Raw genomic sequence first — 26409 nt, 5'->3', positions numbered from 1 at the left:
ATGCTATGAAATACGTGAAAATCAAGATGCCGATATTAACGAAATTATAAGAGTACAGCGATACCAGTGATGGGGGCCACAGATGTATCGCTGCACTAATTGCACTTATATTAGCGGTGTGAATCGCTTCTTAAAATAGAGTTAATAATTAACCCGCCTAACACTGCTAACCCAGTGGCTTTGACAGGATTGGCTTTAACGTAGGTGCTTACCTTTGTTAGTGCACTCACCGCTTTCTGGCGCTGGCTGGAAACTGCATTATATAACTTGCGCTTTTCGGCTTCGCTTAGGGTGTCCGCAAATGTTTCTGAAATACTATTTTTATCGAATTGATTACTCATGAAGTCCTCCTAGATATGATTGAATTTGCCATGTTAACGACGCAAGCTGTATGCCACTTATGCGCAGTAGGCAATGATGCATCTGAGTGGTATGTGTTTTGTATAGTGTTTACTTTGATGGCAAGAGTAAATAAGTGAACGAGCATTAAGCTCTTTGTGGATTCGTTTTTACACTAGGGTAAAGATACCAGTGATCTCATCATTGCATGGGGATCAGAAAGTTCGAGGTGAATGAAATGGCAATTATTGTTGAAGACTCAATACGAGAACCTAAAGGCAATCCTTTAGGGGAAATTAATGCACAATTCCATCGATTTTATCAAGTGGAGAAAGCAAAGGCTGTTACAAGCATTAACGATGGTGAGGTCATGCTAATTTGCCGTATTGATAGCAGACTTATCGTCAAAGCGGGAAGCGAAGTGAAAGAATATGTCATAAATGATGAACGCTACCAAAACCTAAAAGCGATGAGCCATGCGACTCTAGCGGTATACTATCAATTAAGGCATTCAGTAGATGAAACCACACGTTGTCAGGTTAAGAAGTGGGTTTCACAAATTCGGCAACAGGCGCCGCTCGGACTGGGTAAAGAGGTAGCCGATGTAACCACAAAACTGTTAGAACGAATCAGCCATTCAAATGTGCTACCCCACAGTGCAATGAGCATGTATCAACAAGAGCTAGAGTCGATATACGCTAAATTGATGACTGAAGCGGTTAATGATGAGCTAGATAACCTTGTGAGTAACCTTGAAAGGATCTGCGATGAGACCGATTACCCCAGCTCTAATATTTTTATGATCGTCTTCGGTGGGCACCAACCCAGATACAAGGCACTAGCGCTGCAGATTTTCAAGAAGTGGTTCGCCGGGAAAGAGCAGCATATCTCAAACCGTGAACATCACGTTCGTTATTGTGAAGCGGGTGAGACACTAGAAGACGCTGAAGACTTAGTAGCGACAGCAATGGTAGATAGAGAACTAGCAAAATCAACTATGGGTTACTCGGAGGCGCTGAATAAAGATGTGTTAAGTGCCGTAGCGGAAAAAGCCATTGAAGAGTATTGGTTTAACAACCATTTGCGCTAACAAACTGGTAGTGTGCTGATTCTCTTCTTCTACTTTTCCTTCACCGTTCTAACCCCTTGCAATAATTCATCAGAGCAGCTGTCGCCATGGATGACAGAAATGTCGCCAGTGGTTTCAAGTGCGACGGCACGCACTTGTGTGAGGTCCAAAACATTGGCTTCTCGAAGCTTCGCAATAAGGTCAGTTTCGGCAACACGAGTGGCTTTCAAGGCGGCGTGCAGTATAACCCCATCTTTCACGAGTAGAGCTGGCTGATTTTGCATAAAAGACTCGAACGTTGTTGATTTTTTACGAATAGTGGCGGTAGTGAATTGAACGATGAAGAGCATCGCCATAGAGAGTATTGTCTGCACAAAACTGATCCAGTCAGTTGATTGGCTTGCTCCTGCCAGTAGAGAACCAATGGCGACAGTCATAACAAAATCAAAGTTTGTCATCTTAGAAAATGATCTCAAACCATTGACTCGCACCAGCAACACAACCCAGAACATAGCTATTGCTGTTAACGCCATTGATCGTAAAAAAAGGTCCGCTAGTGGGTCGTTGACAAACATGTTTATCTCCTTGATTACATTGGTTTATGACATGTAAATTTGACTATGAAGAAACTAATTTTATTATGCTAACTATTACCGTGATCCTGATTATTGTGAAGGCGTTTTACGTATAGTTGGTTGGTAATAACAATGAGTAAGACGGTGAGCGGGGCGGCTAGTAACACACCAGCCATACCCACCATACTGGCTAGCAATACTTGAACTAATAGCACTAAAGCAGGGGGCAAGCTTGCTATCTCAGCTTGAAGTATCGGTGTAAGAATGTAACTTTCTACAGTTTGTATTCCAATATATAAAATAGATACGTATAGCAATGTATCAACTCCGGTAAGAATGCTGACCAAGCCAGCGGGAATAAACGCTAATAGCGGCCCAAGGTTAGGAATAAAAGAGAGAAGAGCAGCAATAATCCCTAGTATTAGCGCTAAATCGATCCCCAATGCCCACAGGCCAACAGTTGTAAAAATACCAACCATAACCATTGATGCTAATTTGGCAAGTAGCCAACCTGCTAGGGCAGTCTCGCAATTCTTTAGAAGATCTCGCGCCTTACTCTTATGCGGGGGAGGAACTAAAGTAAGGCCACCGTCGACATACCATTTAGGGTTTATAGATAAGAATATTGCCAAGATGATAGCGAATATGAAGTTTCCCAAGCCATTTATTGTTGATGATAATAAGCTAGAAACAGCATTCATTACTGTGCTCATCTTTGGATCATAGTTGGTGATTTTGTCTAGATTATCGTCAAGCTTTCCGATTGAGCTGAATTCTGTGAACTGTCCTCTAACGTACTCAAGTGCTTCGGGCATTCTATCGACCAATTCATTCGCTTGAGTCGATATTTTGGGAGCAGCGTAAGCCATTAAGAGTCCTAGCAGCAATACAGGAGCTAACATAGAAATAGGAAGCCACACTTTAGCCGTGATGTTTGTCTTTTTCGCGAGCCAGCGAGCTGAGCCGGAAAACATTATGGCAATCAAGATCCCCCCGAAGGCAACAAGGAAAATTTTGCTGTTTTCTATTATCAACCACGTAAGTAACACTACTGCTACGGTCGTAACAGCCTGCACGAGTGTACGCTTTGCAACCAACTTTAAATTCATTGAGACTCCCAGTGCCTAAAATTTGTTGTTTTAGTTATAAATTACATTACGGGTAAGTGACGCTTGAAAGTGATTTCAATCGCGCACTAGCGTGGCCAATATTAAGCCTACTCAGCAAAGAGCAAGCCAAATTGAAAAATGAATGACAGACTGCACTTACACAGTGATGGCTAATTGTTCCGGTTACGTTAATTGGAAGGAAATTCTCAAAATTCAGTTAGCGATGAATGTAAGAATAAAACTCAAAAGCATTCGGGTTAGACGTCAACAATTTAGTAGTGGATTAGCGATGTCCACGAGTTAAAGACACCCGCAGTATGCAGGACCGTCCCTAATTCAATTACTCGATCAATCAAAGAGCAATAACAAGGTGCGAGTAAAATGACGACATTACAAAAGCAGTTTAGCTGGGTCGTAACGTGCCAAAGTAAAGTCATTGGGAAAGCACATAATATTTCCCAAGGGCATTTTATAGAATATCTACAGCACCACGAAAACCAGTGGCGTGAGTGCTTTTTTACACGATTTAGCATATGAAATAGGTAATTTATTCCCATTACTGAAAGCGCTGATTTTTACGAAGAACTCGCTTTGTCCTTATATTACGCCCACTTCAGCCTAATATTTTGTTGCCTACATTAATGGCTCGAAGGTTGCTGTACCAAGGTGTAAGTCAAGAGCAATAACGCTCTCAACTAAAGGAGATAACTATGAGTGATGTAATTACTGGACTATTTAAAAACCCCGCCGAAGCAAGTGCAGCCATAACCATGCTTGAACACAAAGGCTTCAGCGATGCGAATATTTCTTTAGTGGCTAATGATTCAATTACCAAAGATAGCTTCGCCCTGACTGAACATTCTAAATTACCAGAGGGCGTTGCTATAGGTGCTTCATCAGGTGGTGTGTTGGCGGCGATTGTCGGGGGGCTCGCTGCTGTAGGAGTGGTTGCGACGGGTGGTGTAGGGGTACTTGCTAGTGGCCCACTAGTTGCTGCTTTAGCGGCAGGCGGAGCGGGAGCGGCTGCGGGCGGGATTATTGGTGGTGCGATAGGCCTAGCGATCCCTGAGCATGAAGTGAAATTTTACGAAGATGCAATTAAAGAAGGCTCCGTATTAGTCGGAGTGCATTATGACAACAGTGACCAAAAAGACCTAATTAAAGAAACGTTTAAACACTTTGACGACGTGAAAGTCGCTAGCGCGTAACAGTACAACTTACGACGTGGTGGGCCAAGCTCACCACGTCCCACTATTTGTAACCACGCGCATTGCTGCGAGTTTTAAGCCATAAATGCTCTGCACTATCTTAGACTTATAAAAAACTTATCCTTTTTATGCTCTACCCCTGACTCCGTAACTCTGAGAAATCTGCCCTTATTCCGTTGAAGCGTGCAGTGTAGTTCAAAGCTGAAAGCGTTAAAGTTCGCAGAATATGTGTTTAATGACAGCCTGTATCCTTGTACTTCAATCGATAAGGTAAAAAGGTTGAGGCAACGTTCAACTCTCACAATGTTGGCTCTAATTTTTCAGAATGCCATCTGCCCCATATTGTAATTATCAATATTAGATAAATAGATAAAGAACAAATGAAAAATTTACATCTTAGAGAATAATATTTTCCATTTTCGAGTCAAACTTCATCTTGGTTTTTTACCTCTTATTTCTTTCATTACCTTGCTGCCTTTTAACACCGCGAAATTCATCCCCTTGGATAGAACTGGCATATCAATTGAATTGTAAAACTCGTAATTCACAAGATAGTAACGAGTTCAGAAGTGTTATTTTTTTTCAATGAATATTTCTCAATTTCACTGTTATTTCATACTTAAGTTAGAGGGGGAAATTACTTAATGATTTCTCAAAGCGAACTACCTTCATCAATAGAAAAGTTCATTAAGCAGGATGGTTTCCCTTGTGTGGGAGCCAAGATAGCACTCAACAAAGAGCAGATTGTCACGCTTGATTTCGGTGATATTAGCTCTAATCAAAACAATGAAAATATACTCGATGAGCTATATCAATTTATAACAAATTATAATTCCAGTAAGCCCTTGTATTTTAGCTTCGTAGCTACTTTTAAAAATTCGACATTAACGAGTGAAAAAGAATTTGAAGACGCCTTGTGGGATAAGCTTCAAAACTTATACAACCGAGACTCGATGACCCACAAATGGGACAAAAGAGTAAGTGATAACCCGGATGATAGCGAATTTAGCTTTAGTCTCGGCGGAGAGGCATTTTTCATCATAGGGCTGTCACCATTTGCAAAAAGAAGGGCGAGAAGATTTAAACATCCCTCTATCGTTTTTAACCTACACAGCCAATTCCAAGTATTGAAAGAATCAAACAAGTTCACTGCATTAAGGGATAGAATCAGAACAAACGAAGAAACTTTTTCTGGCTCTGCGAACCCAAATTTACACGACCATGGTGTACTTTCAGAAGCTCGGCAATACAGCGGCAGGGCGGTAAGCAACTCATGGAAATGTCCATTCTCAACGAGGAAAAAAGATGATTAACGAAATCAAGCCCAGAAGTGGTACCGCATTTAAAATGAAGAAAGGGGAACGTTTAAAAGTGACAGATCCCTTAGGCCAGCAAGTGGCTGATATATATTGCTTCAATGAACATAATTTGAATGAATTTTTGTCTTCTGGTCGCTCATTAGATTATAACGAATCATTGACATTTAAGGTGGGCAGTAAGCTTTACTCTAATCAAAGCAACGTCATGCTGAAAATTATTGACGATATGGTTGAAGATCACGACTTTTTATTAACGCCATGCAGTGTTGATACATTTAAACACTTCTACCCAAATGAAAAGCCGGTTCCTGGTTGTCATGGAAATTTAGTTAATGCATTTTCTGAATTCGGTATACCTGAGCATTTAATTGGAACGACCTTTAACACATTTATGAATGTTGAGGTGGGCGTGGATGGGAGTTTCAAAGTTCTTCCACCCAAAAGTAAAGCCGGTGATTACACTATATTTGAGGCCTCTATGGATCTAATTGTAGGCTTAACAGCGTGTTCAGCTGGCGAATCGAACAACTTCGAATATAAACCTATTAATTATGAAATTTTGAAGTGAATTTAGTGGTGTGCTCACGGGTAAAACGTAAGCACTCTGTATTAGTTGTATGGAGGTAATTTCAATGAGTGATCCTACTCTTTTGATTTTAATGTATTTTGTCATTCCGGTTTGGCTTTTAGCAGGTGTTGTAGACTGGTTTTGTCATCGACGCAGCAATATTGCAAAAACAAGTGGAGCAAAAGAATCCTTCATTCATCTACTCATGTTTGCTGAAGTCGGGATCCCACTAATACTGGTTCTATTATTCGAGGTTAACGGGCTTATCATTGCTATCAGCATATTGCTCTTTATTCTTCACGAGCTAACTGCACTTTGGGACGTGTCTTATGCGGTGAGCAAGAGACGAGTGGGTCCTGTTGAGCAACATGTACACAGTTTTCTAGAGATGATTCCCCTTCTAGCACTCGTGCTGATTATTGCGCGTCACTGGCCTCATTTTACGTCATTGTTTTCGGCTAATGGTTTTCCTCCTGAACTTACACTTACATTGAAAGATGCGCCCTTACCCACGACCTATTTATTTACAGTGTTATTTGTAGCGATAGCGCTGGAGCTCATACCTTATTTAGAAGAATTTATTCGTGGACTCAGAGCGAAGAAAGCAGCAACGCTTTCAGAGCAGTTCAAACATTAGATTTAATCAACCGTGTATAGGTACTTAAACGATGAGTAAACATGACGAAGTAAAAGATAAAAAAGACGGTGTCCTCAAAGATTCCGAAGCTGAGGCGGCAAGTCCGATTGCAGAGTCTATAGCAGGGGAAGAAGACCCTGGCGCAGCGTTAGAGGAGTTTATTAAAATGGAGAAAGTTGACAAGGATCAAAAAAACAAGAAAGATTAGCTATTACTCTTTAAATCAAATGATATTTAACCAGTAAGGCATTAATAACGAAATGAAAACCCATGAGTTAGCGAGAATTTTGCTTCAATATGACAACGTGGATATTGTCACTAATGTTGGGTATACATCAATGATGGCGGAAGATGTTCTTTTGACTGAGTCAATGCTCAAATTACAATGCCTACTTGATAATGATAAAAAGCCTGAGGGAGTATCAGGTGAACAATGGTTGCTTATTGGAGGTCTGTCTGAATAAGTACCATAGCAGTAGCAATTCAAATACCCCTGACAGTTAAAAATAAATAATTCGACCATTCTAGCAAGTCGCTAAGTGTGAAAAGTAGCCGTTTATTGAGCGGGCTCATTATTCACTGCATCGTCTCTGTCTTGAAATGCTGCTACATTTACGTCGTACAAACTAAGCAATACAAGTCTTGTGCTTGTAGCAGCGTGCAGTGGATTCTCTCTCTCTACCAGATAATTAAAAAGCCCCTACAATTTTGTAGGGGCTTTTTTATTGTTTCGGATTTATAAGGATTTGGTTTGGACTTTTATATTTGGCGATGTTGTCTGAACCGGTCCCCACCCGCATCAGCTCCTGAGGTGATTACGCAATAGGGTGCCTGAAGATATTTCATATCCACGAAACAACACACTTTCGAATCATGAATATTGTTCATGTATTAATGAGTTTAAATCATTTTTATTCATCTAATCTTCCAAGTATAAAACACACTCTGCCGCCAACGTTTGGCTTAACAACTTAAGCTAAGTATTCGGTTAGCAAATTTTTTAAAGGTTCAGCCACGAGGTTAGAACGAGCTATCTCTATTAGGTTTTATTAATAAACGGAATGTCAGGCCACGATGAATAACCATTTTACATTTTCTATTAAGCGCATTTGTTTCGATGAAAATTACCATCCGTCGGACAATACCCGTATCACTACGAATTTCGCTAACTTGGCCAGAGGACAGCGGCGACAACAGAACTTGCGCAATGCTTTGCAGATGATTAATAACCGTTTCAATGCCTTAGCATTTTGGGATAACCAAAAAGGCGATCGTTATTCGGCTGAGCTTGAGATTATTTCTGTAGATATAGACGTTGAAGGGAATGGCCGTACGTTCCCTACCATTGAGATCTTAAAAAGCAATATTTTTGATCACACCACCAACCAGCGTATTGAAGGTATTGTGGGCAATAACTTTTCCTCATATGTACGTGATTATGACTTTAGCGTTATTTTGTCACAGCACAATAAAGGCAAAGCGTCGTTTAGTATTCCTGATGATTTTGGCGATTTACACGGCAAGCTATTTAAGCACTTCGTTAATTCAGATGTGTATAAAGCAAACTTCAGTAAACCACCTGTTATTTGCCTGAGCGTGTCAGAAAACAAAACTTATCATCGCACTGAAAACCAGCATCCTGTGTTGGGGTGTGAGTACCAGCCGAATGATTCGTCGTTAACAGAAAAGTACTTCGCCAAGATGGGATTAAAGGTGCGCTACTTTATGCCTGCAAACAGTGTGGCGCCTTTGGCCTTCTACTTCTCGGGGGATTTGCTCAATGATTACACTAATCTTGAGCTGATTAGCACCATTAGCACCATGGAAACTTTTCAGAAAATCTATCGCCCTGAGATTTATAACGCTAACGCGGTTGCAGGTAAGCATTATCAACCGAATTTACGTCACCAAGATCATTCGCTGACCCAAATTGAATACGATAGAGAAGAGCGAAACCAGCTAGCGGTTGAGCAAGGCAAGTTTGTTGAAGAGCACTTCATCAAACCTTATCAGCCTATTCTTACAAGATGGTCAGCTAACTGCACACTTTAACTTACTGAAAAAGACAGCACTCATATTATGAAAACACTTTTACCTATCACTATCGCTGGCAGCTTGCCTAAACCGTCTTGGCTTGCTCAACCTGAAACACTTTGGTCACCTTGGAAGTTACAAAATGATGAACTTGTTCAAGGGAAACAGGATGCGTTGCGTTTGTCATTGTTAAATCAACAGCAAGCGGGCATTAATATCATCAGCGACGGTGAGCAATCGCGCCAACACTTTGTGACCACCTTTATCGAGCACCTTGATGGTGTAGATTTCGAGAACCGTAAAACCGTTAAAATACGTGACCGCTACGACGCGAGCGTACCCATGGTGGTTGGCCCGGTAACACGGCAAAAATCGGTATTCGTAGAGGATGCCAAATTTTTGCGCTCACAAACTAAGCAACCGATTAAATGGGCACTGCCGGGGCCTATGACCATGGTCGATACCCTTTATGATGACCACTACAAAAGTCGTGAAAAGTTAGCGTGGGAATTCGCTAAAATACTCAATCAAGAAGCAAAAGAGCTTGAAGCTGCAGGAGTGGATATTATTCAATTTGACGAGCCGGCTTTTAATGTATTTTTTGATGAGGTTAACGATTGGGGGATTGCCGCATTAGAGCGTGCAGTAGAAGGACTCAAGTGCCAAACCGCAGTACATATTTGTTATGGCTATGGCATTAAAGCCAATACCGATTGGAAAAAGAGCTTAGGAGCAGAGTGGCGCCAATACGAAGAAATTTTCCCTAAGCTGCAATCATCCAATATCGATATAATTTCACTGGAATGCCAAAATTCACGAGTACCCATGGAATTAATCGAGCTGCTTCGTGGCAAAAAGGTCATGGTAGGAGCCATTGATGTAGCAACTAACAACATCGAAACCCCAGAAGAAGTCGCCGATACGCTGCGAAAAGCACTGCAGTTTGTTGATGCACAAAACCTATACCCTTGCACTAATTGCGGCATGGTGCCTTTATCCCAAGAGGTAACAAGAGCCAAGCTAAATGCGTTAGCTGCGGGCACTGAGATTATCCGCAAGGAACTCTCGGCGTAGCGTTGTTGAATAAGTACTTCAACCCAACGAGCAGGCGCAGTTAAGTGCCTGCTTTATTTTTTATGACAACTTCAATTGCTTAACGCTCTAATAGGTTGCTTAACGCTCTAATAGGTTGCTTAGCGCCGCTAAGCGTCCGGTCACTTCGCCAAACTCCATCATTGTTTCATCGAATATTTGCTGAATCGATTTTGTTTCTTTAATCCGCCCTGCGACTTGGCCTGTTAGGGCTATTCCTGCTTCTAAATCACCGCCGAAGTATACCGCTTGAGTATCTTGAAATTCGCTGAAGATATTCGCTGAACCTTCATTCATAATTCGTGTTGAGCGTTCTGTGCGCAGCGCCCGAAGGGCAGGGCCTGGGCCAGTGCGATTGAGAAATACAGTGTCAGTGGAATCAGCCTTGATGATGGCGTCTTTCCAGTTTTGGTGAACTGGGCTTTCTATCGCGCTCAAAATGCGCGTTCCCATAAGCACGCCTTCTGCACCTAATGCCATGGCGGCGGCCATACTGCGCCCGTCCATAATGCCGCCCGCGGCGACTATTGGCACGTTTACCGCTTCACACACTTGTGGGATGAGCACCATGCTTGATACATCGTCAGCGTTTTTGAAACCGCCGCCTTCACCGCCTTCAACAATAAGACCATCAACGCCCGCTTCAACCGCTTTTAACGCGCCTTTTAGGTGTGGCACAACATGAAATACGGTGAGGCCAGCTTCTTTTAGCTGTGTAGTGTATTTAGTCGGATCACCCGCTGAGGTGGTTACGAACCTAATGCCTTGGTCAATAATGAAATCCAAAATCTTAGGGTCTCGAACAAACGCCTGAGCGATATTTACACCAAAAGGCTTATCGGTTAGGTCACGCATCTTTAAAATTTCTTCGCGAATGACATCAAGCTCACCAGAGCTGGTTTCGATAATACCCATGCCGCCTGCATTTGATACCGCAGATGAAAGTTGCGAGCGTGCAATCCAACCCATGGCGGCTTGAATGATCGGTTTTTCAATGCCGAGCATATCTGTGATGCGTGTTTTGACTCTGAAATTTGTCATGTTTTTTCCCTGAAATTCGTTGCTGAAAAAGCGTGAGTACTCGTTTTTATAGATTTACCTAGCACAATGGTACTTTTTTTCATGAATAGAGCGTCTGTTAGTTGGCTTATCTCAACTTTAGTTATGCAGCTCCTTAAACGACAATTTCTGCGCCGGAAACCCCAATTATCATTATTTTCCATATTCTGTTTTAACACGCTGGGTGTTTATTCATCTCATCAAACTATTTATATTTCCCCACCCCTAAAAAGGGTTTTGTCCATTTCCAACATTAGCGCATCAAGGAGTAGCCTGTGACAACTGCAACAGTAAATTATCATGTGAGAAGCCATGCTCCCCAAGCGTTTCAATTCGACGTGGATGGTATTGTTGGTAATCTTATTTCTCCTGAGTTGATTGCTACTCAAGTGAAGGTGCGAGATTTACGGAATCAAGCAAACGCCGTGAATTTTGCTGAGGATGGGATCTTATTTGTAACGGCAAAATCGAAGGTGGATGAATTTGAAAATGGACACAGCTGGAAAGCCGTATATGAACAAGAGTTAGCACAGTTACTTAAGCAAGAAATCGCTGCGAAAGAGGTGCTAGTGTTTGATCACACTGTGCGCGTTGATGACCCAAACGCTACCCGCAGACCTGCGCGTAATGTGCATAACGATTACAGCGAGGCGGGCGTTAATAAACGTTTGGTTGACATAGTGGGGGCTGAGCGCGCCAAAGAATTTCAACAAGGGCATTATGGCTTTGTGAATGTGTGGCGCCCCGTTGAGCAACCGATAATGTCATCGCCACTTGGCTTTATTCGCCCAAGCTCAATGCAGGTAGTTGACTGGATGAACATCGAGTTGATTTACCCTGACCGCACTGGGCAAATATTAGGGGTGGCCGAAAACCCAGAGCATGAATGGTTCTACCAATCAAAAATGACGCCTGATGAAGCGATTATTTTTAATATTTATGACAACACCGGCCTGCCGCATTTGGCGCATAGCGCATTGGATATGACCAGTGATGTAAAGGCGGCGGTTCCGCGTAAAAGCATAGAAACCCGCACCTTAGTTAAATATTGACTATTGTGCCTTTACGTTCTTTGACGCTATTTTGTGCTTACCCGCAGACAAAGGCGTCAATAGCTAATACAAAGCCTCTTGTGCTTCATACCAGGCCCCCTGTCTTAGCGTCGTATTTAAGATAACGACTAACTTTCTAATGCAGACAATTTTGGCGAATTAGACTTACCTGCCGCGACAATTTGTTGATATTTTTCCTTAAATACAGGGTTACTTTGTATTGCTGACATCATCGCCATGTATTAAACGGCTCTGACTTGATGTCTGCCTCCTTGGGGTTTCCGCAGTCCTTTATAGTGTCTATTATAGTGCCTATTTTTTCGATTCATGGAACCCACACTTACTTTATGGGGGGCTTACACAACGAAACCGCCCGCAGGCGGCAGTGGAGCGTGGTTTGCTCAACCATTTCTCCGATGAGTTGCCATGATGTGCTTGATGCGTTGACTATTATCTAGATGTGGCTGCTGCGCCGTGAACTCTCAGTATCCGAAAGGGGACTACGGAGTATATAGGCGCAACCGCCAATATTCGCACCAGCTGTTAGTCTCTTGTAGCCGCGATATAGCGCTCTACCTTGGCCTCTAACACTGCCAGCGGTTTTGAACCGTCCGATAAAACAATATCGTGGAAATCCCGAATATCAAACTTGTCGCCGAGCGTCGCTTCGGCATGTCTACGAAGCTCCCAGATTTTTTCGTAACCGATACGATAGGCAAGCGCTTGGGCAGGCATACTGGTTGAATAGCGTAATGTCTCAGAAGCGATTTCAGTTTGCGACTGTATAGCGTATTTAGCCATGTATTCACGGGCCTCTTCTAGCGACCAGCCGAGCGCGTTCATACCGGTGTCAACAACTAGGCGTGCTGCTAGAAATATTTCCCCAATGTAGCGGCCGTATAATTCTTCAGGTGTCTCATAAAGGCCCATTTCTATTGGTAGACTGGCAGCGTATTCAGCCCAGCCCTCGGTATAAGCAGTATCTAGGGAATTCTGGCGGAATTTCTGTAGTGCTTTATTTTCATCCTGCGTAGCAATGTGAAAATGGTGACCGGGTAACAGCTCATGGTAGATAAGGGAGCCTGCCCATACCATGCTACGTTCCGGCAAATTCGATGCGTTGTAATAATAGTAGCCAACAGGCTGAGATGCTTTTGGGCCATCGTAATAGCCGTAAGTCATGCCCTCTTCGGCCCCCGGTGGCAGCCGTTTAATCCCATAAGGCGCTTTAGGTTGAGACTTGAAATATTCACCTAATTTTGGCTCAATTCGGTGGACGTATTCTAAGTATCTTTTTTCAACGTCTGCCGCGTCTGCCGCTATAAATCTGGGGTCGGTTTTCAGATGCAGCAAGAATTCTTGGGCAGTTCCTTCAAATCCAAGCTGCACTCGGATTGCCTCCATGCGCTGCGAAATATCTTCTACAGCTGCTTTTCCCCGTTGATGTATTTTTTCAGGGGAAAGGTCCAGGGTCGTCATTGTTCTCACCCACCTTTTGTACACCTCAAGACCATTCGGATATTGAGCGAGGCCGACAGTTTCAGGTGCACTGGCTTCGTATTCTTCTCCTATCACAGCCAATAGTCTGTCGAAACCACCCGTTATGCGATTTTCAATTAACAATTCCAGTGCTTTATTGAACTGGGACTGCTGCTCCACAGAAAGCGCTTCCAGTCGTTTATCGTCGACTCTGATGGCTGAAGGTAAGCCACTTTGCATACCTTCCCATGTCAACCTAGTCGATGGTAGGGCTGGCTTTGGCAAATAGATACCACGCTCAATTTGCCCTTCAACCTTGGCCACTAGCTGGTCGATTATATCTGCGAGTTCGCCTACCAGTTTCAGGTAATGTTGTGCGTCTGAATCGCTAGCGAGGGACTGCGTCTCTAAGGCTTGCAGGTTGGTTTGGAACGCGAAGGGGGCCTGGTAGGCTGTGATGTCAAACACCAACCAGTAATCGTCATCATTCGAGCCATCGTCCTGATTTTGAAAGGCCAATATTTCGTAGGTGATCAAGTCGTCACCCGACAAGGCTAGGCTGTTGATCTCTTTCAGTCTTGCACGATATTTTTGAGCCTGTCGTAATTCCCTGCGGTATTCCTGCAAAGTCCAGTCTTCGAAGCGCTCTATTAGCAACCCTTCCTGTAACCGTAAGTAAGTATAATGCTCAAGGTAATCGACCCAAACGTCGTCAGCCAGGGTACGTAACGCTTTAGTGGCCTGTAACTTGTCTGAGTTTGTGATCTTCGCATCGGTGGCGAGTGACACTGGGCTTTTCTGCTTTTGGGCACAGGCGCCCAGTAAAAGTGTCACTAATATGGCAGAAACAAAAAACAGATGGCGATGAATCTTCATTGCGGTAACTCCATTTACGCGATTGGGTTGGTTTGTAGAGCGTCTTCAGTTTTATTGAACTGACGGCCCATATTGTTAATTACCGCTTGTGGGCGATAATGGCCCCGCAAAAACTGCAGCAGGAAAAGCTAAGACACTGACCTTAAGGAGAGCTAAAACAATTAACTATTCCTCGTGGCAGGTGCCTTTTTGACTTGATCACAATGAATACTTGGCCAATTTACCGAGTTTTAAATATGTAAGTTCAGGCCAAGGGGGGATGTGATTTTGTCTAAAGGAAATATAAGCACAGAAAATGAAATTCGCCAGATAAGCTGTGACTTATTGCTTCAAAGCTAGCCAGATAAGCGTAATGAGCACAAAGGAATGAGCGAGGTTTATTTGAGAAAATAAAAAAGTAAACTTGTATTAGGTTTACCCTTTTAAGTGTAGGCGCATAACTGACCCGCAGTGTTTTTAGCGCTTTATTGTTCCTTGGAGAATAAGCGAAATAAAAGAGGTCAGAGCCGTTGACGCGTTTTGTACTTTCTCGTACTTTTAGCTCGCACTGCATATTGTCTATTGGGAAAATGAAGTAGCGCTGCATAAATGAGGTGGTATTTCATCAAAGTGCTCGTATGAACGCACCTGCTATGGTGTGTTTTCCTAGGGTATACAACCCTACCTTTTTAGCTCTTCACCTTTAACTTTTTTCATTATTCACCTCTGGTTCTTAAACTTAGCTTCACATTTGTTTCATCTTAAAATGGGATCCTTTACTAACCTTAGTAATGAACATTTCTGAGGTACTAATGCGAATTGGTATAACAATAGAGTTGGTATTATGCCGTCTTCTCTTCATTCATTTTTGGAAGGAGTTTTGCTGATGAGTGCTTACGATCCTGATTTTCTTGATGGCTTTCTTTTACCCTTGCCTAGCTTTGCCCCGCACCTTGATGAAAATATAGTGCGAGATGATGATTTAACTGAGCACTATGTGGCTGATTATGTGCACTATTCATTGGTAATGAACGGTGCGCCAGAAAGGCGATCCGCTGTTTACGTGGCACTTAACGTTGATCAGAATAAACACAAGCAAACCAGTCGCAGTAATCGCTGGCGCATTGACAGCCGCATTGGCGATGAGCTTCAGTTAGACAATGCCTATTACCGCAACAATGACTGGGATCGCGGCCATATGGCAAGACGCACCACTGCCGCATGGGGTGATAACGCAATTGACGCCCAGCGCGCGTCTAACGAAACGTTTTATTATACAAATGCGTGCCTGCAACATGCCAATCTAAACCAAGATGAATGGTTAGGGCTTGAAGACTGGGTGTACGGTTTAAACTTAGATAAAGACGGAAAGATCAGCTCGTTCTCTGGCCCTTTTTACGCAGAGTATGATCGTAGTGTGCACCCAAGTGGTCATGCATTGGCATTGGTGCCCGCAGGCTTTTTCAAAATTGTGTGCTTTGTTAATCAAGCAAATAAATTAGAGGTGCGCGCGTTCGTCATGTTCCAAGACGAAAAGGCCTTAGCGGACAAGTCGGGGCGCAGAAAATACAATAACCAAACCTATCAAACCACAGTCACTTACATCGAGGAGTTAACAGGCTTGCAATTCGAGCCAGAGGTTTACCACGCTAACCCTATGAGCCATTGCGATTCGAGCACTCATACCCGCGGGCCGAACAGTGTCAATGGTGAGCCGGTTTTAACGCCTGAGTTAATTGAAGTGGCCAAGCCAACTGATATCCAAAATACGTCAGGGCCGCGGCAAACGGTGAAAGACGATGTGGTGGATATATTTATCAGTGCAGCCATGGTCAACCCTAAAGGCAGCGATAAGGGCAATGAGTGGATAGGGCTGATAAATCTCGGCGCGGATGCTATTGACCTAACAGGCTGGTGTCTGTCTGACAATCAAGACAACGCTGTTGCCGTGGGGCAAGTCACATTAAAGCCGGGTGAATCAAGGGTGGTAAACCAGCTCGGTAAAATTCGACTGGCGAATACAGGGGACGTGATCAAGCTGCATGATGACCAGAAAAACAGAATTGATTGGGTAAACTACACTGAAAAAATGGTCAAATCCGGCTCGCCCGTGCTGTTTTTATCCCCTAGAGACACGCTCGAGTTAGATGTGTGAAGCAAAGGCGTTGGCTAATAGCCAGTAGTAAAATGATTTTTACGGGTTACCAGAGTACTGGGGAGTTTTCACGGCAGGTTACATACTCTTAGGAGTATCGCCCTCGTAACCTGCACCTGTGTTACCGAATTGATACGAAACGGGGTTTGTTGGCGCGTAATGTGCGCTAAAAAGCCCTTAAATCTATAACCTTAGCCATATCGGCATAAATCTTTCATTCTTCTTGTAGTTTCATTTCCGGATGTTAAATCTATTTGTTAAAGTGGCGTCCAGTTTTTGTACTTGTTAGCTATTTTCCGCTGTCTTTTAGTTATTTTACTGAGTAATTACGGTATTTGCAGGTTGGCGACAGGTGCGTTGGTTCTTATTCGTAGGTTAAGGTTGCCCAATGGCAAAAGTGTGTTTTCAAATGAAAGGCACTGCGTTTACTGCAGTGGTGATGGATCTTCAGGCGTATTCCGCGGACTTATTTCGCGCGCAGCTAAAGCAAAAAATTGATACCGCTCCGCAGTTTTTCAATGCGTCTCCTTTGGTGCTCAACTTGGCTTCTTTCGAAGGCCAGCTTGAAGATGAGCAACTTGAACATATTGTTGCTGTGTGTCGTGAAGAAGGTTTGCAGCCGATCGCTTGCAGAGGTGCAACACCTGAGTTGCGCTATACCGTGATGGGTTTGGGGCTTGCGTCACTGCCAGCGGCTAAAACCAGAAGCTCTGAGATCCCGGCTGAACCTGTGCAAGCGAAAGTGAAACAGGTTGAGCCAGAACAAACGGTTGCTGAGCCTGCGCCAGTCGTTCGCCCAAGTAAGGTGATCACTAAACCGGTGCGCTCTGGTCAGCAGGTATACGCAGAAGGTTGCGATTTAATCGTGATGGCGGCAGTAAGCGAAGGCGCTGAAGTATTAGCCGACGGACATATTCACGTTTATGGTCCTTTACGAGGTCGCGCATTGGCCGGCGTGAAGGGCGATACTAATGCACGGGTTTTTTGTCGACAGATGGAAGCTGAGCTGGTCTCGATTGCTGGCTACTTTGTAATGAATGAAAAATTACGTGAGCTGTGCTGGAAAGAACCAGCACACGCATTTTTAGAAGGTGAATCCATACAGGTTGCGGTGATTTAACGGGCATTTCTTGCGAGCTAAGTGATAGCTATGCAAGAACTAAGCGACAACAAAGCGAGAAACGAGCAAGAAACAAATGCCGTCGATAAATACCAATCAGTGGGTTGACTAAAACAGTTAATGAGGGAATGTAGTGGCTAAAATTATAGTGGTAACGTCCGGTAAAGGTGGCGTAGGGAAAACAACGACAAGCGCAGCGATAGCAACTGGTTTAGCGATGCGTGGTTTTAAAACCGTGGTAATCGATTTTGATGTGGGTTTACGTAACCTTGATTTGATCATGGGTTGTGAGCGCCGTGTGGTGTATGACTTTGTGAACGTCATTAAAAAAGAAGCCACACTGAATCAAGCGTTGATCAAAGACAAACGCACCCCAGGTTTGTTTATCTTGCCAGCTTCGCAAACACGGGACAAAGACGCCCTGTCGATGGAAGGTGTGCAAACAGTGCTAGAAAATCTAGCCAAAGACTTTGAGTACATCATATGTGATTCACCAGCGGGAATTGAGCAGGGTGCGCAAATGGCCTTGTACTTCGCGGATGAAGCGATAGTGGTAACGAACCCAGAAGTGTCGTCGGTGCGAGATTCAGACCGAATCATCGGCATTCTGCAAAGCAAATCACTTAAAGCAGAGCAGGGCGGAACGGTCAAAGAGCACTTGTTGCTTACCCGTTATAACCCAGAGCGGGTTGCCTCGGCAGAAATGCTTAGCGTTGCGGATGTTGAAGATATTCTGGCGGTGCCTTTGCTTGGCGTTATTCCTGAGTCTGAAGCGGTATTAAAGGCATCAAACCAAGGTGCGCCGGTTATTTTAGATCAAGAGTCAGAAGCGGGTCAGGCTTATCTTGATGCTGTGTCACGGTTGCTTGGCGAAGACGTCAAACACCGTTTCCTTGAAGTACAGAAAAAAGGATTCTTGAAGCGATTACTAGGAGGTAAATAGTGAGCATTTTCAATTACTTTTTAAAGAAAGAGAAAAAGAGTTCAGCATCGCTGGCCAAAGAGCGTTTACAAATTATTGTGGCGCACGAGCGCAGCAAGCGCCAACAGCCCGACTACTTACCCTTGATGCAAAAAGAGATCATGGACGTTATTCGCAAATATGTGAACATTGACGAAGAGCAAGTGGTTGTTCAATTAGACAACAATGAAGATTGTTCAGTCTTGGAGTTAAACATTACCTTGCCTGAATAGCCATTTATGGCATTTGAAGATACTGAGCGTGGGTCTGCTTCTAAGCGTGGCGATGATATTTGCCACTAGGGGCTCGCGCTCACTTCCTTTCATTTTTGCCCGCTCGTTATAAGCTGATGATGGCAAGTATGTCTTCGTCGTCTTCATCCATCCCGACTTCGGTAAAGCCAAAGCTTTGGTAAAACGACTCAGCCACAGGATTGCTAGGGTTATAGCAAATCTCTATTTCTTGTAATTCCGCTGTTAGCTTTATGTCATGTAGCGCAAGCTCCATAGCAACCCGGCCAATACCTTGTTTTTGATATTGCTCGTCCATCATAAAGCGCCAAATAGATATTTTGCTCGGGGTTTCAGCGACCCACATAAAAAAACCAACCGGCTTTTCATCTAGGTATATGCCACGTGTGGTATAGCCTGTGTGGTATTTTGATTCCAGTAACGACCAGCTATTTTCGGCCACATAATCTTGTTGCGCTTCGCTCACGGCTAGATCGCTTATCTGTTCAAAATTCTCTTTTGTAACCGGTCTTATACTAATATTCATTTCAATCCTTTGATCTTAAGTCTCGTGCGTTAAAACGTTGTTGTGCGGTCGAATACGCTATTTCTAATTAAACAATGTCTAGGGCCACGAGTTCTACGACTGGTTCAATTCCCGCCACTCCAATGGGTTAAGCAGGTAGCACTGCTTGAATTGTTCATACAGTTTTGGGTGGTGGCGTTGCAGTTGTTGAGGCTTTTCAAAGAAAGTTTCTGTGACAACCGCGAAAAACTCAGCCGGGGAGGTTGCGCCATAACTGTCAATCACATCGTCATCACCGTTGGCTAATTTTCGTTGCTGCACAGCAAATTCGGCGCTTAATACCTGTGACCATTGTTGGTACTGCTCGGCTGTGGGTAAAAGCGGCAGGCCGTCCATGGCGGCATTTTCTTCGTCTAGTTTGTGGGCAAATTCATGCATCACTACGTTGTGTCCATCACGGCTATCAAGGGCGCCCTTTAACACGTGCTCCCACGCGAGAACGATTGGCCCGCGATGCCATGACTCACCCGCGCGAGTGCTGGTGGAGGTGACCTGCAATAGGCCATCATGTTGGGTGCTGCTAGCCACATAAGTGTCGGGGTAAACCAAAATTGTGCGAAAGCCTGGGTAATAATTGCCGGGGCGATTGAGCAATAAGGTGCATGCTTGTGCAGCGATTAAAACGCGCACCGTATCGGTGACGTCGAATTCACCTCGGCCAATGATATCTTTTTCATCTAAAAACACCTGAATGTGGCCAACTAGCTTACGCTGTAGTTCCTCTGGCAGGCGTGAATACAATGGGTATTGGGTTTTTAGAATTTGCAAATATTCAGGTGCTAATGGCTTAGCGTTTATTACGGCGCGCCGTGCTTCTTTGCGCTTTAGCTTGCGCTTGTCAAAATAAAACCAGCCCAGCATGATCATTATCGGTAGGCTAAGTAAACAATAAATGAGTATTTGGCGCATAAAGGCTCTTTGCTTTTTTATGTTCTGTATTCAGTTTATCAACTTATTGTGTGATGAGCGTATACAACTTCTAAACAATAATGAGATATAGCGTGGTCGGTTATGATAAGGAAAAGCCTAGCGCTGAAACTAGGCATTTGTTGATGGTTCCGAAGGACTTTTGATTATTTATCAGCCCGCTCTGCAAAGGACTTGATATTGATTTCGGCGACCTTTTCCCATGCTTCATTCGGCACTAGCACTGACATGGCATAGTGGGCGATTTTCCATTGGCCATTGTCGTTTATGAGTACACCAGTTCCGCGAAAGCGGCCCCACTTTTTAGATACGGTGATTTCGTCAAACCAGGCGATGTTTTGCTCTGCTGAGAAGTTGATGTTGCGCTCTACAGATTTGTACGTCCAGCCGGTGCCGCCTGCGAAGCGTTCAGCCACGTATCTGTCTAACGTTTCTGGGCGCGACCAGCGCTCCCAATCATCCGTGCCCATAAATACGCCGGTATCGGTAAACGAGCCCAGATATTTATCTAAATTTGCTTGGCTGGCGGCGTCATGCAGGCCATCGAGTACGTGATTTACCGCTTCGGTGGCTTCACCGACGTTCTTATTGGCGGCCAATACACTGAACGAGCAGCATAGCAGCGCGGCAAGTATGAATGGTATTACGCTTTTTCGTAGCGGGTTGAACATCATAAGTCTCTCCATTTGAATGTGGTTTTTTTAGCTACTGTTTTATCTGTTGTCTTTATTTACACAACGAATTTGTTCTGTTGTGGGCAAGTGTATCGTTGAGTTCAAAATAGAAGCGCAAAGGTAACCCTATGTGCTTTTGCCGCATAGGGTTATCTCGCGCTTAATAATTTACTGGAGTTGGTATTAAAAACCGCCTCTAAAGGTCATGCCTATAGTACGCGGGGTAACGCGTATGCTGGCAGGTGGATCAAACGGTGGGCGACCAATAGCTCTGACTACGCCATCGTCATCAAACATGTTGTTGGCAAACAAGGATATCTCGTAACCAGAGAAGCGAATACCTACGCGCATGTTTGCCACCGTGTAGGCATCCATCTTGCGATAGTTTGAGTTTTGTTCACTGAACTCGGTAGAGCGGTCGTCCGTGTATTGCACATTGACCCAACCGAAGCCTTCAAGATCTGCGTTTAATTCAGTTGAATATTCCGCCGATGTGGTAAAAGAGAACTCAGGTACGAAAGGCGCTGGGTCGCCTTTTTGTGCATCTAGGTTAGGTACGTCGGCATCCAAAGTGGTGTCAATGTAAGCACCGCCAGCCGATAGTACGAGGCCGTCAAGAGGTTTCACCGTGACTTCAAGTTCAAGGCCTTTACTGGTGGCATCTCCAACATTTTCTTTGAAGCCAAAGCCACATTCAAAGCTGCGGCTGGTTTGCATATCGGTCCAGTCAATGTGGAAGTATGTGGCGTTATAGCTTACGGTGCCTTGGGCATCACTGCCTTTTACACCCACTTCGTAGTTCCAGATTTCATCTGGGTCGAAGAAGCGCGTATCGCCGCCGTCACGTTCAACTTGTGCGAGTTCATCGGCACACACTGATTCAGGAATAGCGCCGTTGATACCCCCGTAACGAAAGCCTTTTGCTGCTTGGGCGTAGACTAAATTGTCGCGATTTAAATGATACGAAACATTAAGTTTAGGGTTGTAGCCATCCACTTTACCTTTGGGGCGTGTGTCGCTGTTTGCTTCACCGTTGAACAAGCCTGACTGGTAGAATTCAATCTCTTGTTCCCAGTTAAAGTAACGCAAGCCTGCGGTGATGGATAAGTCACCAATGTCGTAATAGAGCTCTCCGAAAAAGGCATAGGTTTTTACGGTTAAATCATCAAAGCCATAAAATAAATGATCCTCAGGGGCACCAAAAGCGGAAGAGGGCACACCTAAGATGGCATCAGCCCCTGGGACGGGGAAGGTATTTTCATAAAACACATCTTTTTTATCAGCGTACGCGCCTACCGTCCATTGTAAATCGCTGTCGGTGGTTGAGGCTAAGCGCAACTCTTGCACGAACACTTCTGAGTCGGTTAAATCGACCAATTCATGCGGTGTTATGCCCGGCGGAAGGGCTGATTCAAACAATAAATCCAGTGAGCGCGGATTAATGATAGAGCGGTCGAAATAGGAGCTAGAACTGGTTAGCTCAGCCCAATCTAAGTCGTATGTAAGCGTCAGGTTACCTATGTCCATGGTATCGTCGTAACCATCGAATGAGGGATAATCGCGCACAAATAAGGGCGTAGAGTCGATATCAACAGGACGACCATCGTCTGAATAGTCGTGGTGTATGTAACTAAGCTCAATGCTTAATTCGTTAGTGGGGATATATAAAGCCGCTATTTTGGCTCCTTTGGATAATCCATCATTCAAGTCTTTCTCACCAGTTAAGCTGTTATCAATATAACCGCCGTTATCGAGGTAATAACCACTGACGCGCACCGCCAATTCGTTTTCAATTATGGGCACATTAACTAAGGCTTTAACGGATTTATTATTGCTACCGTGCTCGATTTTTGAGGCGCTAAGTTCGTACTTGCCTTCAAATTTAGATAGGTCTGGGTCATTGGACACTAAGCGCACTGTGCCTGTCATTGAGCCTGCACCAAACAGCGTGCCTTGTGGGCCGCGTAATACTTCAACGCGTTTTAAATCAAATAAGGCCAATTCTGGGTTCATGCCGCCCATTGAAATAGGTATTTCATCTAGGTAAATGCCCACTGTTTCTTGGTTTTGGGTATCGTTGTCGTTACCGCCACCGTTGGCTACACCACGAATAGATAAGCGCGTTCGGCCCGGGCCGTTTTCGTAAGCCGTTAGACTGGGCACGACACCGAGCAAATCGGTAAAATCAGCGGCGCCTAAATTTTCTATTAAACCTTCACCCACTACGTTAATACTAATGGGGACGTCGTTCATGGACTCTGAGCGCTTCCGCGAGGTGACAATGACTCGCTCATAGGGTTCAGCTTCTTGCTGCGCCTGGGCCTTACTTTCTTGTGCGTTCAGACTTGTTGCGCCAAGGAATGTAGCGAGCACCAGGGCAATCGGGGAGTAATGAAATACTTTAGCGCTGATTGAGCTAACGTTGTGGTGCAATTTGTGTGTGCTTTGCATGGTGTGTCCCTTTCAATTAATTGTTTTTAGCGATGCCTATCGCTTTCTAGAGTTCGTGCTAACTACCCAACTGACCGACCTGTAAGTGCTCGAGGGTTTATCCCTTCTTATTAATTTAAAGGTGTGTAGCGAGTGAATTAACGGCTCAGTTTCGACCTCTTTTACATGCCGCGCAATCACTTCTAGTACTGGTTAGACCTTGCTCAGGCTAATAAATACGGGGTTTTCGCCAATTATATTGCCCGAATTTATTATTTGTTACAATTTGCATTTTTGGTGCGTTTTTATTCTTTGTGGTGCAGGGGCTAGGCATTCCGCCGCCCGATTTGTTTCAGTACCTCCTCTTCTCTGTGTTTTGTTTACTCGTCAGATCTGTGTTCAATCGCAGTAAAAATGTGCCCTTTGAGGACCCTACAGATTTTTTATGAGTGGTTTTAGTCCGATTGGTACATTTATTGTGATGTGGTTAGTGAATCCTCGCAGAAGGTATTTATCGAAACGCTATTCCAGCAAATGGTATTTAAAAAAGCTCACACCAATGTAAACAGACTAGGAACCACGCACATGAAAACAGCCAACCAATATTTTCGTCCTACTTTACTTAGCGTGTCCCTTGCCGCGTTATTCACTGTTAACCCTGTATTAGCCCAAGAGGTTGATGACACTGCACTAGAAGATGCGCCTGAGAAAATTCAGGTTATGGGTCGCCGAATATCTGAAACCGAAGTGGCGATAGGAACCGGCGAGGTGACTAATACCCTGGCCGTGACTCGGGAAGCCTTGCTGTCAGCCCCAGGGGGGATTTCAGGTTTAAAAATGCTCGAGAGTCTGCCAGGTTTTAATGTGCAAACAGATGGAGCCTTGGGTTTATATGAGTTTGGTAACTCGGTGAATGTGCGAGCATTTAACTTGAGCCAAATGGGCTTCGTATTAAATGGTGTACCTATGGGCCGCTCAGACGCGTTTGGTGGTAGCCCAATTTTCAGATACGTGGACAACGAAAACTTGGCCTCTGTGGTCGCTTCACCTGGTGCAGGGGATGTGTCAGCTCCTAGTTATTCCACACTGGGTCCTATTGCTTCTTACTACTCGGTTGATCCGTCAGACGAGATGGGCGGCATGATGTCACTGACAGTGGGTGATGACGATCTACAGCGCTCGTTCATCAAATTGGAAACGGGTGATATCAATGGTTTTAAAGCGTTTGTGAGCCGCTCGAAAACCGACAGCGATTTATGGCGTGGCCCAGGCACCATCGACCGAGAGCATATTGAAGCCAAAGCGGTTTACGCGTTTAGTGCAGATACCAAACTGTCATTTAATTATGTTTCAAACGACTTTTTTGATTATGACTCACCGTCTGGCACCGAAGCCACGTTTGATAACGACTATCACTACAGCTACCTAGAATCGATCCCCGAAGGTTGTATCGGTGCCATGGAGCAAGTATATGATTTCAATCAGGATGGAGCGATTGACGATAGCGACTTCACCCCTGTTTTCACCGGTAGTAATTGTACTAGTTACTATGAAGACAGAGTCAACGTACGAGACGATCAACTCTACTCGTTGCAACTTGAAACCTACTTAACCGACAACCTACAGTTTGCCGGCACCTATTATTTTGAAGACAAGGACGGCTACGGCGTATCACCTGATTCCTACACAAATACCTTGGGTATTTATGAACGCCAGGCCGCGGCTGGCCTTGATGTGGTGCATCCTCGCGGGGTGCAATATGGTCTTTCTTCGGTAGGTGGTGACCGTAAAGGCTTTGTGGCTGATTTTACCCTAGAGCTTGAAAACAATGTGATTGAGTTTGGTGGTTGGCAGGAAAAAGACACCTACAATCGCACCCAGCAACGCTTGAACAAAACCGGCGGTAGCGCCGATGGGGATGTGATTTGGGATGAAGTCGCCTACTACAGACGTGATTATACTGCAGTACGAGAAACCACCCAGTTTTACCTAAAAGACACCATTAGCTTACTCGATGATGCGTTGAAGCTAGAGCTTGGTATTAAGTCTTTGAGTGTGGATTACACCCTAGATGGCTATCGAGATTACGCGGATTATGAAATAAACAGTGAAGCAGGTTATGGTCCGCAATCTGTGGGTGGGGAATTCAGTAAACACTTTTTACCTTCTATCGGTGCTGTGTATAGCGTAAACGACACGGATCAAATCTTTGCCTCTTACTCTAAAAACTATGCGCTACCCAGCGGCACCGACGATATTTACGATAACGCATTGAGTTTCGAGCCTGAAACGCCTGAGGGTGAAGAAGCAGATAACTTTGAAGTGGGTTACCGTACCAATCAAGAAACGTTTAATGCCGCATTGGCGCTGTTCTACACGCGATTCGATAACCGCCTGTTTGCCAGCAATGTTTTTAACCCAGCCACTCAGCAACCAGAAAGTTTTTACATCAATGGCGGCGCATCAGAAGCCTACGGTTTTGAGTTAAGTGGTGTGTATCAACCCGCGGCATTTAACAAGCAGTTGTATTTGAACGCTAACATTTCCTACAAAGATGCTACCTTGGCAGATGGCTTTGGCAGCAATCCCGAAGGCAGCCGCTTAGCGGACAGCCCAGAATGGTTGATGACCGCCGGTATTACGTATGAGCCTACCGAGTGGTTAGTGGCGAATATGTCAGCGAAATATACGGGTAGTCGTTTTACCGATTACGCTGAAACCTATACGATGGACAGTTACACTATTGTCAGCGCGTACGTGGATTTAGGCGGCGTCAATCCCTTTGGTATGCCGGAAAACGTTAGTCTTCGCTTTAACGTGGACAATTTATTTGACGAAGAAGTATTGTCCTTTGCGTTCGTCGGCTCGGCCTTTTATCGCCCGCTTAATCCACGTAATTTCCAAGCCTCTCTAACCGTGGCGTTTTAATAA

Annotated in this window: 24 protein-coding genes and 1 pseudogene; 15 read left to right on the top strand and 10 right to left on the bottom strand. The window is 44.4% G+C overall.

The annotated features are described in order from the left end of the window. Positions 1 to 110 precede the first annotated feature (110 nt). The gene (locus GMES_RS00895) at positions 111 to 341 is read right to left on the bottom strand and encodes a hypothetical protein (RefSeq protein WP_006990653.1); all 231 of its coding nucleotides are present in this window, start codon (positions 339 to 341) and stop codon (positions 111 to 113) included. Positions 342 to 577: 236 nt separating this feature from the next. On the opposite strand from GMES_RS00895, the gene GMES_RS00890 reads away from it, so the two are divergent. Then, entirely contained in the window at positions 578 to 1429 is an 852-nt protein-coding gene (locus tag GMES_RS00890) for a hypothetical protein (RefSeq protein ID WP_006990651.1), read from the top strand. A gap of 29 nt (positions 1430 to 1458) precedes the next feature. Here GMES_RS00890 and GMES_RS00885 read toward each other — a convergent pair whose 3' ends face one another. Together GMES_RS00885 and GMES_RS00880 are read right to left on the bottom strand one after the other, a co-directional pair. Continuing rightward, positions 1459 to 1983 (bottom strand): DUF421 domain-containing protein, encoded by a 525-nt coding sequence (locus GMES_RS00885; protein ID WP_006990650.1) that lies wholly within the window; start codon positions 1981 to 1983, stop codon positions 1459 to 1461. 68 nt (positions 1984 to 2051) lie between these two features. After that, the gene (locus tag GMES_RS00880) at positions 2052 to 3092 is read right to left on the bottom strand and encodes an AI-2E family transporter (protein ID WP_006990649.1); all 1041 of its coding nucleotides are present in this window, start codon (positions 3090 to 3092) and stop codon (positions 2052 to 2054) included. 710 nt (positions 3093 to 3802) lie between these two features. On the opposite strand from GMES_RS00880, the gene GMES_RS00875 reads away from it, so the two are divergent. The 8 genes from GMES_RS00875 to GMES_RS00845 all read left to right on the top strand — a co-directional run bounded on the left by GMES_RS00875 (position 3803) and on the right by GMES_RS00845 (position 9932). Beyond that, positions 3803 to 4300: a hypothetical protein gene (locus GMES_RS00875; RefSeq protein WP_006990647.1), complete on the top strand. Its 498-nt coding sequence runs from the start codon at positions 3803 to 3805 to the stop codon at positions 4298 to 4300. 644 nt (positions 4301 to 4944) lie between these two features. Beyond that, a complete protein-coding gene (gene gntA / locus GMES_RS00870; RefSeq protein WP_006990646.1) occupies positions 4945 to 5613 on the top strand; it encodes a guanitoxin biosynthesis heme-dependent pre-guanitoxin N-hydroxylase GntA in 669 nt (222 codons plus the stop codon). Then, positions 5606 to 6187, top strand: coding sequence for a DUF1989 domain-containing protein (locus tag GMES_RS00865; protein WP_006990645.1), 582 nt, complete (start codon positions 5606 to 5608; stop codon positions 6185 to 6187). Before gntA ends, GMES_RS00865 begins: the two co-directional genes overlap by 8 nt. Before the next feature lie 64 nt (positions 6188 to 6251). After that, positions 6252 to 6824, top strand: coding sequence for a hypothetical protein (locus GMES_RS00860; RefSeq protein ID WP_006990644.1), 573 nt, complete (start codon positions 6252 to 6254; stop codon positions 6822 to 6824). 31 nt (positions 6825 to 6855) lie between these two features. Beyond that, positions 6856 to 7032 carry a hypothetical protein gene (locus tag GMES_RS22645; RefSeq protein ID WP_006990643.1) on the top strand — a complete coding sequence of 59 codons (177 nt, stop codon included), beginning with the start codon at positions 6856 to 6858 and terminating at the stop codon, positions 7030 to 7032. A 52-nt stretch (positions 7033 to 7084) separates the two neighbouring features. Continuing rightward, positions 7085 to 7288, top strand: coding sequence for a hypothetical protein (locus GMES_RS22605; RefSeq protein WP_006990642.1), 204 nt, complete (start codon positions 7085 to 7087; stop codon positions 7286 to 7288). A gap of 610 nt (positions 7289 to 7898) precedes the next feature. Beyond that, positions 7899 to 8876, top strand: coding sequence for a DUF1852 domain-containing protein (locus GMES_RS00850; RefSeq protein ID WP_006990641.1), 978 nt, complete (start codon positions 7899 to 7901; stop codon positions 8874 to 8876). A 27-nt stretch (positions 8877 to 8903) separates the two neighbouring features. Further along, complete coding sequence (locus GMES_RS00845) at positions 8904 to 9932, top strand: methionine synthase (protein WP_006990640.1); 1029 nt, start codon at positions 8904 to 8906, stop codon at positions 9930 to 9932. Between the two features lie 99 nt (positions 9933 to 10031). On the opposite strand, the gene GMES_RS00840 is transcribed toward GMES_RS00845, so the two are convergent. Beyond that, positions 10032 to 10991 carry an NAD(P)H-dependent flavin oxidoreductase gene (locus tag GMES_RS00840; protein WP_006990639.1) on the bottom strand — a complete coding sequence of 320 codons (960 nt, stop codon included), beginning with the start codon at positions 10989 to 10991 and terminating at the stop codon, positions 10032 to 10034. 293 nt (positions 10992 to 11284) lie between these two features. Here GMES_RS00840 and GMES_RS00835 point away from each other — a divergent pair, with 293 nt between their 5' ends. After that, entirely contained in the window at positions 11285 to 12061 is a 777-nt protein-coding gene (locus tag GMES_RS00835; protein ID WP_006990638.1) for a CmcJ/NvfI family oxidoreductase, read from the top strand. A 63-nt stretch (positions 12062 to 12124) separates the two neighbouring features. Here the strand turns inward: GMES_RS00835 and GMES_RS22640 are convergent. Together GMES_RS22640 and GMES_RS00830 are read right to left on the bottom strand one after the other, a co-directional pair. Next, positions 12125 to 12405, bottom strand: a pseudogene (locus tag GMES_RS22640) (IS110 family transposase); the annotation flags it as partial. A gap of 199 nt (positions 12406 to 12604) precedes the next feature. Next, positions 12605 to 14416 (bottom strand): DUF885 domain-containing protein, encoded by a 1812-nt coding sequence (locus GMES_RS00830; protein WP_006990637.1) that lies wholly within the window; start codon positions 14414 to 14416, stop codon positions 12605 to 12607. Between the two features lie 865 nt (positions 14417 to 15281). On the opposite strand from GMES_RS00830, the gene GMES_RS00825 reads away from it, so the two are divergent. The 4 genes from GMES_RS00825 (at position 15282) to minE (ending at position 18864) form a co-directional block, all read left to right on the top strand. Next, entirely contained in the window at positions 15282 to 16550 is a 1269-nt protein-coding gene (locus tag GMES_RS00825; protein ID WP_006990636.1) for a DNA/RNA non-specific endonuclease, read from the top strand. Between the two features lie 388 nt (positions 16551 to 16938). Next, a complete protein-coding gene (minC, locus tag GMES_RS00820; RefSeq protein WP_006990635.1) occupies positions 16939 to 17670 on the top strand; it encodes a septum site-determining protein MinC in 732 nt (243 codons plus the stop codon). Positions 17671 to 17803: 133 nt separating this feature from the next. After that, on the top strand, positions 17804 to 18613 hold the full coding sequence (minD, locus tag GMES_RS00815; protein ID WP_006990634.1) for a septum site-determining protein MinD: 810 nt from the start codon (positions 17804 to 17806) through the stop codon (positions 18611 to 18613). After that, the gene (minE, locus tag GMES_RS00810; RefSeq protein WP_006990633.1) at positions 18613 to 18864 is read left to right on the top strand and encodes a cell division topological specificity factor MinE; all 252 of its coding nucleotides are present in this window, start codon (positions 18613 to 18615) and stop codon (positions 18862 to 18864) included. Before minD ends, minE begins: the two co-directional genes overlap by 1 nt. Before the next feature lie 106 nt (positions 18865 to 18970). Here the strand turns inward: minE and GMES_RS00805 are convergent, their stop codons facing one another. The 4 genes from GMES_RS00805 to GMES_RS00790 all read right to left on the bottom strand — a co-directional run bounded on the left by GMES_RS00805 (position 18971) and on the right by GMES_RS00790 (position 23499). Further along, on the bottom strand, positions 18971 to 19408 hold the full coding sequence (locus GMES_RS00805; protein ID WP_006990632.1) for a GNAT family N-acetyltransferase: 438 nt from the start codon (positions 19406 to 19408) through the stop codon (positions 18971 to 18973). 93 nt (positions 19409 to 19501) lie between these two features. After that, a complete protein-coding gene (locus tag GMES_RS00800) occupies positions 19502 to 20356 on the bottom strand; it encodes a M90 family metallopeptidase (protein WP_006990631.1) in 855 nt (284 codons plus the stop codon). Between the two features lie 164 nt (positions 20357 to 20520). Beyond that, positions 20521 to 21048, bottom strand: coding sequence for a nuclear transport factor 2 family protein (locus GMES_RS00795; protein ID WP_006990630.1), 528 nt, complete (start codon positions 21046 to 21048; stop codon positions 20521 to 20523). A gap of 183 nt (positions 21049 to 21231) precedes the next feature. Then, positions 21232 to 23499, bottom strand: coding sequence for a TonB-dependent receptor (locus tag GMES_RS00790; protein WP_006990629.1), 2268 nt, complete (start codon positions 23497 to 23499; stop codon positions 21232 to 21234). A gap of 564 nt (positions 23500 to 24063) precedes the next feature. Here GMES_RS00790 and GMES_RS00785 point away from each other — a divergent pair. Then, entirely contained in the window at positions 24064 to 26406 is a 2343-nt protein-coding gene (locus GMES_RS00785; protein ID WP_006990628.1) for a TonB-dependent receptor, read from the top strand. Positions 26407 to 26409 lie beyond the last annotated feature (3 nt).

It is taken from the genome of Paraglaciecola mesophila KMM 241, from assembly GCF_000315015.1.
GTDB lineage: Bacteria > Pseudomonadota > Gammaproteobacteria > Enterobacterales > Alteromonadaceae > Paraglaciecola > Paraglaciecola mesophila.
Note: the sequence above shows the minus strand (reverse complement) of the source record. Positions and strands in the feature narration are given on the sequence as shown.

Excerpts from the sequence above, each read along its gene's own strand:
- GMES_RS00880 (WP_006990649.1), bottom strand. The coding sequence starts at position 3,092 with ATGAATTTAAAGTTGGTTGCAAAGCGTACACTCGTGCAGGCTGTTACG.
- GMES_RS00840 (WP_006990639.1), bottom strand. The coding sequence starts at position 10,991 with ATGACAAATTTCAGAGTCAAAACACGCATCACAGATATGCTCGGCATT.
- GMES_RS22645 (WP_006990643.1), top strand. The coding sequence starts at position 6,856 with ATGAGTAAACATGACGAAGTAAAAGATAAAAAAGACGGTGTCCTCAAA.
- GMES_RS00895 (WP_006990653.1), bottom strand. The coding sequence starts at position 341 with ATGAGTAATCAATTCGATAAAAATAGTATTTCAGAAACATTTGCGGAC.
- GMES_RS22605 (WP_006990642.1), top strand. The coding sequence starts at position 7,085 with ATGAAAACCCATGAGTTAGCGAGAATTTTGCTTCAATATGACAACGTG.
- GMES_RS00785 (WP_006990628.1), top strand. The coding sequence starts at position 24,064 with ATGAAAACAGCCAACCAATATTTTCGTCCTACTTTACTTAGCGTGTCC.
- GMES_RS00805 (WP_006990632.1), bottom strand. The coding sequence starts at position 19,408 with ATGAATATTAGTATAAGACCGGTTACAAAAGAGAATTTTGAACAGATA.
- GMES_RS00795 (WP_006990630.1), bottom strand. The coding sequence starts at position 21,048 with ATGATGTTCAACCCGCTACGAAAAAGCGTAATACCATTCATACTTGCC.
- minC (WP_006990635.1), top strand. The coding sequence starts at position 16,939 with ATGGCAAAAGTGTGTTTTCAAATGAAAGGCACTGCGTTTACTGCAGTG.
- GMES_RS00845 (WP_006990640.1), top strand. The coding sequence starts at position 8,904 with ATGAAAACACTTTTACCTATCACTATCGCTGGCAGCTTGCCTAAACCG.
- GMES_RS00865 (WP_006990645.1), top strand. The coding sequence starts at position 5,606 with ATGATTAACGAAATCAAGCCCAGAAGTGGTACCGCATTTAAAATGAAG.
- gntA (WP_006990646.1), top strand. The coding sequence starts at position 4,945 with ATGATTTCTCAAAGCGAACTACCTTCATCAATAGAAAAGTTCATTAAG.
- GMES_RS00850 (WP_006990641.1), top strand. The coding sequence starts at position 7,899 with ATGAATAACCATTTTACATTTTCTATTAAGCGCATTTGTTTCGATGAA.
- GMES_RS00790 (WP_006990629.1), bottom strand. The coding sequence starts at position 23,499 with ATGCAAAGCACACACAAATTGCACCACAACGTTAGCTCAATCAGCGCT.
- GMES_RS00830 (WP_006990637.1), bottom strand. The coding sequence starts at position 14,416 with ATGAAGATTCATCGCCATCTGTTTTTTGTTTCTGCCATATTAGTGACA.
- GMES_RS00800 (WP_006990631.1), bottom strand. The coding sequence starts at position 20,356 with ATGCGCCAAATACTCATTTATTGTTTACTTAGCCTACCGATAATGATC.
- GMES_RS00885 (WP_006990650.1), bottom strand. The coding sequence starts at position 1,983 with ATGTTTGTCAACGACCCACTAGCGGACCTTTTTTTACGATCAATGGCG.
- GMES_RS00860 (WP_006990644.1), top strand. The coding sequence starts at position 6,252 with ATGAGTGATCCTACTCTTTTGATTTTAATGTATTTTGTCATTCCGGTT.
- GMES_RS00890 (WP_006990651.1), top strand. The coding sequence starts at position 578 with ATGGCAATTATTGTTGAAGACTCAATACGAGAACCTAAAGGCAATCCT.
- GMES_RS00825 (WP_006990636.1), top strand. The coding sequence starts at position 15,282 with ATGAGTGCTTACGATCCTGATTTTCTTGATGGCTTTCTTTTACCCTTG.
- GMES_RS00875 (WP_006990647.1), top strand. The coding sequence starts at position 3,803 with ATGAGTGATGTAATTACTGGACTATTTAAAAACCCCGCCGAAGCAAGT.